Source organism: Mycolicibacterium thermoresistibile, from assembly GCF_900187065.1.
Taxonomy (GTDB): Bacteria; Actinomycetota; Actinomycetes; order Mycobacteriales; family Mycobacteriaceae; genus Mycobacterium; species Mycobacterium thermoresistibile.
Genome location: NZ_LT906483.1, coordinates 2,572,928 through 2,585,341 on the forward strand (window position 1 = coordinate 2,572,928; position 12,414 = coordinate 2,585,341).

The following is a 12,414-nucleotide window of genomic DNA, read 5'->3' on the forward strand; positions in this document are numbered from 1 at the left end:
TACCGGAATTGCCAAGTACACCCCCGCAGTCGCGAATGCGGCAAGGGCAAGGCGATTTCTGGTGCTCGACATGTGTACCCCGTTCTCTGACGCCAACGTCAGCAAAGTTAGGCGCGTTGCTGGAGTTACCGGAGTGACACGGGTGTAGTTTATGAAACCGTTGTCAAGGAGAAGTCGCGCGGTGATCGCCCTGTGTTTGCGCAGGTGAGTCGACCTGCACCGGCCTGATCGCCGGGGCAGGTTCGTCGTTGTCTGCGCGGCACCGTTCCGGGGCACCGCGGTGCCTCCGGTGACCGGGTCCGGCGGTAGCGTTTGCAGCCATGTCCGATCGCACAGCCGGCCTGACCACCGCTGCCGAACAGGCGCACCGCTTCCTCACCGGACTCGACGATCGCCCGGTCGGCGCACGAGCGGACGCCGCCGCCGTCCGGGGCCTGCTGGACGGCCCGCTGCCCGAGCACGGCGAGGATCCGGACCGGGTCATCACGGCGTTGGTCGACGGTGCCGAGCCCGGTCTGGTCGCCGGCGCCGGTCCGCGCCACTTCGGTTTCGTGATCGGCGGGGTGTTGCCGGCCGCGCTCGCCGCCGACTGGTTGGTCTCGGCCTGGGATCAGTGCGCGGCATTCCATTCCCTCTCCCCCGCGGCCGCCGCGATCGAGGAGATCACCGCGGCGTGGATTCTCGATCTGTTAGGTCTGCCCGACACGGCCAGCGTCGGTTTCGTCACCGGTGGGCAGGGGGCCAACACCACCTGCCTGGCCGCCGCCCGGCATGCGGCGCTGGCGAAGGTCGGTTGGAATGTCGAGCGGGACGGCCTGATCGGCGCACCACCGCTGCGTGTCGTGTGCGGCGAGCAGGCCCACGTCACCATCGACACGGCGCTGCGGTTGCTGGGGCTGGGCGACTCGACCTCCGTCAGGGTCCCCGCCGATGATCAGGGACGTATGGATCCCCAAGCGTTGCAACGGATTCTGGCGTCCAGCAGCGAGCCGACGATCGTCTGCGCCCAGGCGGGCAACGTGTCGACCGGTGCGTTCGATGATTTCGGTCCGATCGCCGACGCCTGCGACGAGCACGGCGCCTGGTTGCACATCGACGGCGCGTTCGGCCTGTGGGCGGCTGCGGCACCGGGTACCCGCCACCTGACCCGGGGTGTCGAGCGGGCCGATTCCTGGGCCGTCGACGCGCACAAGTGGCTCAACGTCCCCTACGACGCCGCGATGGCGATCGTCGCCGATTCCGAGGCGCACCTGGCCGCGATGAGCCTGGCCGGCCCCTACCTGGTCACCGATCCGGTGCACCGCGACAGCACCAACTACGTGCCGGAGAGCTCCCGCCGCTCGAGGGCGGTCCCGGTGTACGCGGCGCTGCGCTCGCTGGGCCGCAGCGGACTCGCCGAACTGATCGAGCGGAACTGCGCCCAGGCACGGCGGATGGCGCGCCGGTTGCAGGACATTCCGGGCGCCAAGATCCGCAACGACGTGGTGCTCAACCAGGTGTTGCTGCGGCTGCCCGGCGGCGACGACGCCAACCGCGCCGCGGTGGCGGCGGTGCAGCGCGACGGGACCTGCTGGCTGGGTGGCACCACCTGGCGGGGCGAGTACGTCGTGCGGCTGTCGTTCTCCAACTGGTCCACCACCGACGACGACATCGACCGTTCGGCGGAGGCGATCGCGGTCGCGGCCCGGTCGGTGGCGGCCGCGGGCTAACGCACGTCGGCCAGACCGGGCCCGGAGAACTCGATCTGGGCGGCCGGGTTGCTCACCGCGGTGGTCAGGCCGCTGCCGAACAATCCGGCCGAATCGAACAGCGCGGCGGTTCCGACCGCCACCCCGTCCTGCGCCACATGGGAATCCGCCTGCACGCCGATCGTTTCACCGACCGGGAGCCGGGCCAGCCCGACGGTGAGGTCACCGTTGATGTAGCCCACGCCCCGGCTGCCCAGGTTGGTCACGAAGCTCGTCGCCTCGGCCGCCATCGCTGCGCGGATGAACGCTGAATTGCGCTGTCCCGCAATGACTTCGATGGGACGGCTGATGTACTGCTTGCGCGACGTGTTCTGATGTTCGCCGGGTGTGGGGTGCCACCCGGCGGCCTCGCTGCCGATCTGCGCCCGCACCTGCTCGGCCTGCGGTGGAAACTCGAATTCGCGTGGCGGACACCACAGTTCACCGGGTGGTGCCGCGGAGCGGCGATACTGCAGCAGGCTGGCGCGGGCCACCGTCCGGCCCTCCTGGATGATGTCGCACTCGGCGCTGCGCACCCGGTGCCCGTCCCGCACCAGGCGCGTCCGCACCGTCGTCGGCACCCCCCGCGCGGCGCGGAACAGATCCACCGTGAGCCGGCTCGGATGGAACTCCGGTGCCCCGTACCGCCGCTCCAGACAGGAGGCCGCCAGCCCGACCAGGGCCGGTCCGTTGAGGTGATCCTCGCCCCAGTGGCTCTGCGCGAACGGCGTCGGCTGGAAGCCACCGTCGATCACGGTGAAATGCGCAGGGCGCTCCGATGTCTCGTCGGAAGTCGACATTCCGGCATCTTCGCACAGGCGCGCGGCGACCCGGCCGCGACGTCCCGTCAGGGCGGCCGGTCAGCGGCGGTTCAGCCACCAGATGCGGCCGGACAACAGCGTCGCGAACCCGCACCACAGCGGATACGGCAGCAGCAGCGCACCGATCTCGGGCCGCGCCTGCACCGCGCGCCGGGTCAGGTCGGCGCTGCTGGCCGCGAGCAGGCCGGCTGTCACGGTCGCGGCGCCCAGCCGGCGGCGGTTGAAGAACACCCATGACCACCCGCCGTTGAGCGCGAGGTTCACGGCGAGCGCGATCCGGTAGGCGCGCGCCTCGGCGGGCTCCCCCAGCTCCTCGAGGCGGTCGATGGTCGCCGCCGACACCCCGGCGATATCGGTGTAGAGAATCGGCCAGACGATCGGGAAGGCCTGCGCCGGGGGCTGGAAGCCGGGCTTCTTCAGCCGGGCGAACCAGCGGGACCGCGCCGCCGGCCCGGTGGCCAGTCCGCCGACGGTTCCGGTGAGGGCGACCGCGGCGGCGGTGGTGGCGAGGGTGGACAACCGCATTCGGGCTCCTGACTCGAGAGTGTGCATCTCTCTGGTAGCCCGAACGCATCCGGATCAACCCTGCTGGATCAACCCTGCCGGATCGACCCCGGGGGTCCGTGGGACCCTCGCAGACGATGCTTACAAGGGAAGTCGACGATCGGAGCGGTGGGTGTCGGTAGCGGATGCGGTGCGGCGTGACGCACCCTCCGGCACTCCGGTCCGCCGCCCTTTCCTGCTGGTCACCGCGCTGGCGGTGGTGGTGCTCACGGTCGCGGTGCTGCAGACCGCGGTGGTTCCCGTGCTCGGCATCATGGCCGAACAACTGCACACCTCGGCCACGGCGGTGAGCTGGGCCGTCACCGCCAACCTGCTGGCCGCGGCGGCCGCCACGCCGCTGCTGGGACGCCTCGCCGACCTGTACAGCAAGCGCCGGGTGCTGCTGGCCGTGCTCGTGGTGGTGCTGGCCGGTTCGGTGTTGGCCGCGACCACCGCGTCGCTGCCGCTGTTGATCACCGCCCGGGTGCTGCAGGGCGCCTCGTTCGCGCTGTATCCGATCAGCATCGCGATCCTGCGTGACGAACTCCCGCCGGACCGCCTCGGCCGGGCCATGGCGGTGATGTCCGGCACGCTGGGCTTCGGCGGTGGCGCCGGCCTGGTCGTGACCGGTCTGCTGATGACCGACGGCGCCGTCTATCAGCGGGTGTTCTGGCTGTGCACCGCGTTCACCCTGGCCGTCATCGTCATCGCCGTGCTGATCGTGCCGGTCCGGCACCGACGTGCGACCGGCACGCTCGACTGGTTCGGCGCCGCCGGCCTGGCGTTGGGCCTGTCGCTCGGCCTGTTGGCGATCACCCAGGGCAGCCACTGGGGGTGGACGTCGCCGTCCACGCTCGGCGCCGCCGCCGCCTCGGTCGTGATCCTGGTCGGCTGGTGGTGCTGGGAGCAGCGCGCCGCCCACCCGTTGGTGTCCACCCGGATGTTGTCCCGCCGCCCGATGCTGCTGACCAACCTGGCCACGATCTTCGTCGGCATGGGCCTGTACTTCGCGTTCCTCGGCATCACCCTGTTCGTGCAGGTGCCGCGGGATCAGGCGGGATTCGGCTTCTCGGCGACCGTGCTGCAGGCCAGCGTGGTGTATCTGCTGCCCGGCGCGTGCACCGGGTTCGTGGTGGCACTGGTCAGCGGGCGGTTCATCGACCGGTACGGAGCCCGGCCGGTGCTGATGGTCGGGGCACTGGCCGGCATCGGCGGGTTCGTGTTCATCGCGGTGGCGCACACGCACACCTGGCAGGTGATCGCCGCGGCCGTGCTCACCAACGCCTACATCTCCCTGGGCTACGGCGCGTTGCCGGCGCTGGTCGTCGGCGAGGCGCCGCCGGGTGCGACCGGGATCGCCACCGGGATGAACGCGATCGCCCGCACGATCGGCAGTTCGGTGGCCGCGGCGCTGGTGGCGGTGGCGGTGGCGGGTTCGACCACCGCAGCGCCGTCGGAGGCGGGGTTCACCGCGATCTTCGCCGGCGGCGCGGTGACCGCGCTGTTCGCGATGCTGCTGATCGGGCTGTCCCGCACCGGCCGGCCGGCCTTCGAGACCGTCGAGGCGCGTCAGGAGTCGCGGGCCATGAACCACGAGTGGGGCTGACGACCGCACCCCCGCCGTGCCTCCCGGCCGCCGGATCGTACGGTCACGACAACGCCGCGAGGTTGGTAACCGACCTGCGGACGTCGGATTCCAGCACCTTGGCCACGAGCTTGCCGATCCGGGTGTTGAGCAGCCCGCCGGACAGGTCGGCGACCACCCGGAAGGTGGTGCCCGATCGGTTCTGTCCGACGCACAGCGTCAACGCGATACACACGCCGCCGCGGCCACGGCCCACCAGTTCGATCTCCTTGGGCTCGTCATAGCGGGTCACCCGCCAGTGGATGACATTGCGGAAACCCTTCACCTTGATCAGCGACGACACACAGGTGCCGACCTCGATCTCGCTGGGGACCGCGCTGCGCCAGCCACCGAAGATGGTGAGCCAGTCGTCGAAGCGCCGCAGGTCCGACGCCCGCTGCCAGGCTTGTTCCGGGGTCAGATCCGACGACACCTCGACGTCAACCGTTGCCATGTCAGTCCACTACCCCACCGTTCGGTACGGATAAACGGTGCCGATGATTTTCGTCTCCCACCACACCCGGCCAGAACGGTGCTGGTCACGGGCGCGCCGAGGACGCCCACGCCGTGCCGGCCCGGTCGCGGGGTCGGCGCCCAGCGGATGTGCGGGTATTGTTCGACAGCGTTGTCAGTTGTGAAGAAGATCAGCGCGCCGGCTGAAGAAACCGCGAGGAAGATGGATGCCGATGCGCGCGCCGCATGAATCCGAACCCCTGCCCATGGCGGGGCTGGGCGCCGTACCCACCGGCCAGACCCAGCCCATCTCGCTGCTGTTGGTCGAGGATGACCGGGCGGACGCGCTGCTGGTCGAAGAACTCATCGCCGACACCAACGCCGACATCCGGGTGACGTGGGCGGCCAGCGTCGCCGACGCGCAACACCGCCTCGCCGCGGACCGGCCCGACTGCGTGCTGCTCGATCTCAACCTGCCCGACGCCGACGGCATCGACGCGTTGGACCGCATCTGCGGATACGACGCGACGATGCCGATCGTGGTGCTCACCGGGCTGATCGACGAACACTTCGGTGTGTTGGCCGTCGCCTCCGGCGCCCAGGACTACCTGATCAAGGGTCGGGTGGAGCCCGAATCGCTGCGCCGCTCGGTGCTGTACGCCATCGAACGCAAACGCCACGAGCTGACGGCGGTGGACCTGCAGGCGAGCAGGTTGCAGGCGCAGGAGAACGCCCGCCTGGAACGGGGGCTCCTGCCCTCCCCGCTGCTGTTGGACGAACCGGGTTTCGACATCGTCGCGCAGTACCGGCCCAGCCATCAGCATGCGCTGCTCGGCGGCGATTTCTACGACTTCGTCCAGACCCCGGACCAGACCCTGCACGTGATGGTCGGCGATGTCTCCGGACACGGTCCGGATGAGGCCGCCGTCGGAGTCGCCCTGCGAATCGGTTGGCGTGCACTGACTTTCGCCGGGCTGCGGGGCAACGAGCGGATGTGGCAGCTGGAACGCATCCTGCGTGCGGAACGCCCCGGCAGAGGCATTTTCGCCACGGTGCTCAGCATCGCGCTGTCGCCGAAGGACCTCACCTTCACCGCGGTGCGCGCCGGCCACCCGGGCCTGCTGGTGCACGGGCCGGACACCGTCGACTGGCTGGAGCCGCCGGCCGGCCCGGCGCTGGGGCTGAAGGGCACCGACTGGCCCACCAACGAATACGAGCTGCCGGCCGGCCACGGCCTGCTGCTGCTCACCGACGGTCTGTTCGAGGGCCATTCCGGCCGGGGCTATGAACGGCTCGGCGAAGAGGGTCTGCTCGACCTCGCCCGCAGCCACGCGGCGCTGCCCGGCGCCGAATTCGTCCACGCCCTCATCGACGACGCCGAACACCGCGCCCAGGCGGTCGGCGGGATCAGCGACGACATCGCCGTGGTCCGGGTGGAGCGCACCCGGTGACCCCGGCGGCCACCGGCGAGCGGCGCGGTTCGCGGCTGACCGTGCAGGGCTGGCAGAACCTGGTGCTGTCGGTCATGGGGGTGATCGTGCTGGCCGGGGCGATCACCGGCTGGCTGCTGCTGCATCGCACCGACGACATGACCCGGGAACTGAAGAACGACATCCAGCCGGCCCGGGTGGCGGCCTACCAGCTGCAGTCCGCCCTGCGCGACCAGGAGACCGCGGTGCGCAGCTACGCCCTCACCGGCGATGAGGGTTTCCTGACGCTGTACGAGACCGCGCAACGCGATGAACGGGCGGCGGCCGACTATCTGCGGGCGCTGGTGGGCGACCGCCCCGAGCAGATGTCCGACCTGGCCGACATCGAACGCAACGCGGCCACCTGGCGGACCGATTACGTCGCGCCGCTGCTCTCCGCGGTGCGTCCCACCGCCCAGCCCGAGCTCACCGCCCTGGTCGAGGGGGAACGTGTCGAGTTCGACCGGATGCGGGCGTTGTTCGACGTGCAGAACAGCCACCTCACCGAAACCCGGCAGGCCGCGGTCGACGAGCTCGAACGGACCCGCGGCTGGCGCAACGCGGTGTTGATCGCGATGGTCACCGCCTTCTTCGTGACCGCGGCGCTGCTCGCCGTGCTGGTGCGGGCCACCATCACCAGACCCCTGGAGGAGCTCGCCGCCGCGTGCCGCCGCATCACCGAGGGCGACTTCGGTGAGCGCATCTCGCTGCGCGGACCGCGGGATCTGCGGTCCATCGCCACCGACGTGGACGACATGCGGCAGCGGATCGTCGACGAACTGCGCACGTCGCACCGGGCGCACGCGAAACTCAGCGAACAGACCGAGGCGCTCGACGAGCAGGCCGCCGAACTGCGTCGCTCCAACGCCGAACTCGAACAGTTCGCCTACGTCGCCTCGCACGATCTTCAGGAGCCGCTGCGCAAGGTCGCCTCCTTCTGCCAGTTGCTGGAGAAGCGTTACGGTGATCAGCTCGACGAACGCGGCGTGGAGTACATCCGCTTCGCGGTCGACGGCGCCAAACGCATGCAGGTGCTGATCAACGATCTGCTCACCTTCTCCCGGGTGGGCCGGCTCAACGCCACCGAGGCCGCCGTGTCCCTCGACGCGGCGCTGAACACCGCCCTGGACAACCTGTCCACCGCGATCGAGGAGTCCGGCACCGAGATCGTCCGCCCCGCCGGACTGCCCACCGTCGTCGGCGACCCCACCCTGATGGCGATGCTGTGGCAGAACCTCATCGGCAACGCGGTGAAGTTCACACGTCCGCGACAGCGGCCGCGGATCGTCATCGACTGCCGACGGCGCGGCGCCGGTGAGCAGGGCGACGACGCAAACCATGGGGACGGCGACGAATGGCTGATCAGCGTGTCCGACAACGGAATCGGCATCGCCGACGAGTTCGTCGACAAGGTTTTCGTGATCTTCCAGCGGCTGCACGGCCGCGACAGCTACACCGGCACCGGGATCGGGTTGGCGCTGTGCAAGAAGATCGTCGAACACCACGGCGGAACCATCTGGATCGACACCGGCTATGCCGACGGCGCCCGGTTCTGCTTCACCCTGCCCGTAACCTCGACTGAGACAGCCTCGGCCGTGCTGGAAGGAGATCAGGAATGACACCGACACAAGAGGGCCGGGCCATCGACGTCCTGCTCGTCGAGGACGATCCGGGTGACGAACTCATCACCCGTGAGGCGTTCGAACACAACAAGATCAAGAACACGCTGCACGTCACCCGCGACGGTGAGGAGGGTCTGGACTTTTTGTATCGGCGGGGCAGGTTCGCCGACGCCCCGCGTCCGGACCTGATCCTGCTCGACCTCAACCTGCCCAAGTACGACGGTCGGCAACTGCTCGAGCAGATCAAATCCGACCCGGATCTGTCGTTGATCCCGGTCGTCGTGCTCACCACCTCCTCGGCCGAGGAGGACATTCTGCGCAGCTACCAGCTGCACGCCAACGCCTACGTCACCAAACCGGTCGACCTCGACCAGTTCATGAGCGCCGTGCGCCAGATCGACGAATTCTTCGTCCAGGTGGTTCGGCTACCCACCGCCTGACGGGGCTTCAGGCCACCCGGCGAGCCGAACGGCGGGTGTCGGTCGACCACAGATGGGCGCAGTGCGGGCACTGCAGGTGCACCACGGCGCCCTGATTGCTCAGCAGATACTGCCAGTGGTCCCGGCAGTTGCGGCGGCCCTGACACACCGCGCAGTCCCGTCCGTGGTCGCACGCCGGGCAGGCCAGCCAGGCGCGGCGGGACGGGTCGGCGGTCGGATCAATCGGCAGCACGGCCGGCCTCCCGCCTCGGCAGCACCCCGGCCTCGACAAGCCCGTCGTACACCCGCTGCTGCTGATCGTCGAGGCCGGAGTAGAGCATGTCGTATGCCAGCTCCTCCTGTTCGAGCACCGCGATCGGATCCCAGTCGTCGCCGATCGCGGCGAGCACCGCGGCCCGGCGGCGTCCCTCGTCCAGCGTCGGGTCTCCAGCGAAATCGAAATGTGACACCACGCGCCCTCTGAGTTTCGGTCGGTCAAGAAGGTAAGGCTGACCTAACTCACGCGGGCGGGGCAATGATCTGGATCACATCCGGTCGGATCCGGGCGGATGGGATCGGTCACACCCGCTCGGCGAGCCACTGCCGCTGCCGCTGCACGAACGCGGCGTCGACGGTGGCGCCGTGCCCCGGGACGTAGACCGCGTCCGGACCCCCGATCCGCAGGAGCCGGTCCAGGGTCGCCGGCCAGGAACCCGGATCGGAGTCGGCTTCCACGGACGGCTCGCCCGACTCCTCCACCAGGTCCCCGCAGAACACCACCGGCCGTTCCGCGCCCCGCACCACGGCGATCAGATCGTGGTCGGTGTGACCGCGTCCGGGGTGCACGATCGACACCGTCCGGTCCCCCAGCCCGACCACGGCCTGCCGCACGGCGTGGTCCGGGATGCGGCGGGCCGCGATCGCGGCGTCGATCTCCTGCGGGTCGGCGTCGTAGGACAGCGCCTCGTCACGCAGCTGAGCCGACTCGTGCAGCAGCGTCGCCACCACCCGGTCGGTGCTGAACACCTCCGCCCCCGGATGACCGCCGATGCCGAGAATGTGGTCGAAATCGTTGTGGGTGAGCAGGATGTGGGTGATCGGCGTGGCGGCCAGCTCGCCGACGTCGGCGACGATGGCGGCGGCCTCACCCAGCGTGGTGCCGGTGTCGACGAGTAGTGTTCCGGTGCTGCCGCAGACGACGCCGACCGTGACGTCCAGAAACGGCAACCGGGTCCGAAACACCTTGTCAGCCAGCCGTTCCCAGGTGAAGTTCACATCAACCTCCGTGTCGCGGCATCAGCATAGACCGCCCGGGCGGGCCAACCGGCCACCGGCGCGGTCACAGACCGTCAGAATCGGTGCGTGAACGCCGACCGAGCCGCCCGGCGCTGGGATCCCGGCCGGAACGAGACGCAGACCGAGCGGTTGGATCGGCATTGGGCGACCCTGCTGCAGGAGTTGCGGGTGGTCCAGACGGGGTTACCCTGCTGAGCGGCTCGATCACGCTGGCGGCGGCGGCCGGTCCCTGGTTCGCGATACCCCTGCGGAAACGGCGCCCTCCCGGGTGATCGCGTGGTTTGTGACCGGGCGCTGTGGGGAACACCCGCTCCATGTTGATTCGTCGAATCGCGCGTCCCATGTTGTCCGCGGTGTTCATCGGTCGAGGCGTGGATGCGGTGCGCAGTCCCAAGCCGGCGGCCGACGCGGCCCGCCCGACCATCGAGGGCCTCACCAAACTGCCCGAGCCGGTCGGACCCCGTGTTCCGACCGACGCCGAGACCGTCGCCCGCATCAACGGCATGGTGCAGATCGCCGGCGGCGCGCTGCTGGCGACCGGCAAGCTGCCCCGGGTCGCCTCCGCGGTGCTGGCCCTGTCGGTGGTTCCCGGAAGCCTTGGCGGGCACATGTTCTGGACCGAATCCGATCCGCAGCGCAAGGCCGATGAGCGGCGGGCGTTTCTCACCGACATCAGCCTGATCGGCGGCCTGATCATCGCGGCGGTCGACACCGAGGGCAGACCGTCGCTGGGGTGGCGCAGCCGCCAGGCCGCGGCGAAGGTCTCCGGCGCCGTCTCGGCCGCCCTGCCCGCGGGTGCGGCGGCCGGCGCCTCGGTGGCCGACAGCCCGTTGGTGGAGAAACTCGAACATGGTCTGCAGGTGGGCGCCGAGCGGGGCCGCGAGCTCGCCCACGTCGCCCGGGAGCGCGGCGCCGAGCTGGCCGAGGTGGCGCGTGAACGCGCCCCCGAACTCGCCGCGGTCGCCCGCGAGCGGGGTTCGCACTGGGCCGAGCTCGCCCGCGAGCGGGCACCGGAACTGGCCGAGGCGGCCCGTGGTCGCAGCACCGAGTTGGCCGAGCTGGCCCGGGAGCGCGCGCCCGAACTGGCCGCCGCCGCCCGTGAACGCCGCCACGAGTTCGCCGAGATCGCGCGCAGCAGCGCCGCCGAGGCCCGGGTCCGCGCCGACGAGCTCGCCACGACCGCGCGCAAGGAGGCGAAGAAGGCCCGCAAACAAGCCGACAAGGCCCGCAAACGCGCTGAGAAGCAACGCAAGCGGCACTGATCCCGACAGCTGATCCTGCCCGGTCGACTCCCGTCGCGATCCGGCGGTGTCGTCATCGTGGCCGGTATCGTGGGCGTCGTGAACCGATATCGCAACGCGCAGTCCCGGGATCAGCGATGACCGCCGGCGGTTACGGGCCCGCCCCCGACTACGGCGGTCAGTTTCCGGGCGGTCGGTTTCCGGGCGGTCAGATGCCTCCACCCGGGCCGACGCGTCCCGCCGGGCTGATGGTCCGGTTCTTCGCCCGGTTGGTCGACGGCCTCATCGTGATGATCCTGTCCGCGGTGCTGCCGTTCGTGTTCGACGCCGACATCTGGGTCACCGGTGTGTTCTCCGGGGCGGCGATGTTCCTGTACTTCCTGGCCTTCGAGATCACCGTGGGCTGGACCCCCGGCAAGAAGGTGTTCGGCCTGAGTGTGCGGGGCCCGGGCGGCGCCGCCAAGCCGGACCCGAAGCAGTCGGCGATCCGCAACGCGTTCACTCTGCTGCCGATCATCCCGTTCATCGGCGGGCTGCTCGCGCTGATCGCCTACATCGTCATCGCCGTGACGATCGGGGTCAGCCCCACCAAACAGGGTCAGCACGACGAACTGGCCGGCGGCACCCAGGTCGTCAAGGACTAGGGGCGCCGGCTCCGCACGTGGTCCAGGCAGTCGTCGACGATCGCGTCGACGCTCCGGTCCACGTCGACGGTCGCGCCGGGCTCATCCGGCTGCAGCGGCTCCAGCGTGTCGAACTGCGAGCGCAGCAGCGATGACGGCATGAAGTGGCCGGTGCGCCCAGCCTGCCGGCGGGCGATCACCTCGGGTTCGCCGGTGAGATGCAGGAATACGAGGTCGCCGCGGTGCCGCCGCAACCGGTCCCGGTAGCCGCGTCTGAGCGCCGAACACGCCACCACCGCCCCGCCGGGCTGCCCGGCCGACCATCGGCCGACCGCCTCCAGCCAGGGCAACCGGTCCGGGTCGTCCAGCGGCCGACCGGACGCCATCTTGGCGATGTTCGCCGGCGGGTGGAAGTCATCGGCGTCGGCGAACGGCACGCCGAGCCGCCGCGCCAGCGCGGCGCCCACCGTCGATTTCCCGCAGCCCGAGACGCCCATCACGACGATCCCCGGCACGTCGACAACCACCCTCGAGAACCTACCGGCATCTTCGAGGAACTACCGGCACGTTCGAGTA

General features: G+C 70.1%; 14 protein-coding genes and 1 pseudogene. 8 read left to right on the top strand and 7 right to left on the bottom strand.

The window, feature by feature from the left end; all coding sequences use genetic code 11:
* Window positions 1-320 precede the first annotated feature (320 nt).
* A complete protein-coding gene (locus CKW28_RS12015) occupies window positions 321-1,709 on the top strand; it encodes a pyridoxal phosphate-dependent decarboxylase family protein (RefSeq protein WP_003923733.1) in 1,389 nt (462 codons plus the stop codon).
* Here CKW28_RS12015 and CKW28_RS12020 read toward each other — a convergent pair.
* Together CKW28_RS12020 and CKW28_RS12025 are read right to left on the bottom strand one after the other, a co-directional pair.
* A complete protein-coding gene (locus tag CKW28_RS12020) occupies window positions 1,706-2,527 on the bottom strand; it encodes an acyl-CoA thioesterase domain-containing protein (RefSeq protein ID WP_003923734.1) in 822 nt (273 codons plus the stop codon). The genes CKW28_RS12015 and CKW28_RS12020 overlap by 4 nt on opposite strands.
* Window positions 2,528-2,587: 60 nt before the next feature.
* Window positions 2,588-3,073 (bottom strand): TspO/MBR family protein, encoded by a 486-nt coding sequence (locus CKW28_RS12025; protein ID WP_003923737.1) that lies wholly within the window; start codon window positions 3,071-3,073, stop codon window positions 2,588-2,590.
* 151 nt (window positions 3,074-3,224) lie between these two features.
* On the opposite strand from CKW28_RS12025, the gene CKW28_RS12030 reads away from it, so the two are divergent.
* Window positions 3,225-4,697, top strand: coding sequence for an MFS transporter (locus CKW28_RS12030; RefSeq protein ID WP_234784900.1), 1,473 nt, complete (start codon window positions 3,225-3,227; stop codon window positions 4,695-4,697).
* A 43-nt stretch (window positions 4,698-4,740) separates the two neighbouring features.
* Here CKW28_RS12030 and CKW28_RS12035 read toward each other — a convergent pair whose 3' ends face one another.
* Entirely contained in the window at window positions 4,741-5,169 is a 429-nt protein-coding gene (locus CKW28_RS12035) for a type II toxin-antitoxin system Rv0910 family toxin (protein WP_003923740.1), read from the bottom strand.
* A gap of 232 nt (window positions 5,170-5,401) precedes the next feature.
* Here CKW28_RS12035 and CKW28_RS12040 point away from each other — a divergent pair, with 232 nt between their 5' ends.
* From CKW28_RS12040 to CKW28_RS12050, 3 genes are read left to right on the top strand one after another with little or no spacing between them, the layout of a single operon-like run.
* On the top strand, window positions 5,402-6,619 hold the full coding sequence (locus tag CKW28_RS12040; protein WP_081475410.1) for a PP2C family protein-serine/threonine phosphatase: 1,218 nt from the start codon (window positions 5,402-5,404) through the stop codon (window positions 6,617-6,619).
* Window positions 6,616-8,256 carry a sensor histidine kinase gene (locus CKW28_RS12045; protein ID WP_003923743.1) on the top strand — a complete coding sequence of 547 codons (1,641 nt, stop codon included), beginning with the start codon at window positions 6,616-6,618 and terminating at the stop codon, window positions 8,254-8,256. The genes CKW28_RS12040 and CKW28_RS12045 overlap by 4 nt, the downstream gene beginning before the upstream one ends.
* The gene (locus CKW28_RS12050) at window positions 8,253-8,699 is read left to right on the top strand and encodes a response regulator (protein WP_003923745.1); all 447 of its coding nucleotides are present in this window, start codon (window positions 8,253-8,255) and stop codon (window positions 8,697-8,699) included. Before CKW28_RS12045 ends, CKW28_RS12050 begins: the two co-directional genes overlap by 4 nt.
* 7 nt (window positions 8,700-8,706) lie before the next feature.
* Here CKW28_RS12050 and CKW28_RS12055 read toward each other — a convergent pair whose 3' ends face one another.
* The 3 genes from CKW28_RS12055 to CKW28_RS12065 all read right to left on the bottom strand — a co-directional run bounded on the left by CKW28_RS12055 (window position 8,707) and on the right by CKW28_RS12065 (window position 9,953).
* A complete protein-coding gene (locus tag CKW28_RS12055) occupies window positions 8,707-8,931 on the bottom strand; it encodes a hypothetical protein (RefSeq protein ID WP_003923746.1) in 225 nt (74 codons plus the stop codon).
* Window positions 8,918-9,151 (bottom strand): DUF6400 family protein, encoded by a 234-nt coding sequence (locus CKW28_RS12060; protein ID WP_003923747.1) that lies wholly within the window; start codon window positions 9,149-9,151, stop codon window positions 8,918-8,920. Before CKW28_RS12060 ends, CKW28_RS12055 begins: the two co-directional genes overlap by 14 nt.
* Before the next feature lie 106 nt (window positions 9,152-9,257).
* Window positions 9,258-9,953, bottom strand: a complete 696-nt coding sequence (locus CKW28_RS12065; RefSeq protein ID WP_003923748.1) for an MBL fold metallo-hydrolase — start codon at window positions 9,951-9,953, stop codon at window positions 9,258-9,260.
* Window positions 9,954-10,040: 87 nt separating this feature from the next.
* On the opposite strand from CKW28_RS12065, the pseudogene CKW28_RS12070 reads away from it, so the two are divergent.
* From CKW28_RS12070 to CKW28_RS12080, 3 genes and pseudogenes are all read left to right on the top strand, one after another.
* Window positions 10,041-10,160, top strand: a pseudogene (locus CKW28_RS12070) (DUF6328 family protein); the annotation flags it as partial.
* 128 nt (window positions 10,161-10,288) lie between these two features.
* Window positions 10,289-11,236 carry a DoxX family protein gene (locus tag CKW28_RS12075; protein ID WP_040545993.1) on the top strand — a complete coding sequence of 316 codons (948 nt, stop codon included), beginning with the start codon at window positions 10,289-10,291 and terminating at the stop codon, window positions 11,234-11,236.
* A 116-nt stretch (window positions 11,237-11,352) separates the two neighbouring features.
* The gene (locus CKW28_RS12080; protein ID WP_003923751.1) at window positions 11,353-11,859 is read left to right on the top strand and encodes an RDD family protein; all 507 of its coding nucleotides are present in this window, start codon (window positions 11,353-11,355) and stop codon (window positions 11,857-11,859) included.
* Here CKW28_RS12080 and CKW28_RS12085 read toward each other — a convergent pair.
* Entirely contained in the window at window positions 11,856-12,335 is a 480-nt protein-coding gene (locus tag CKW28_RS12085) for a gluconokinase (protein WP_040545994.1), read from the bottom strand. The genes CKW28_RS12080 and CKW28_RS12085 overlap by 4 nt on opposite strands.
* Between the last annotated feature and the right edge of the window lie 79 nt (window positions 12,336-12,414).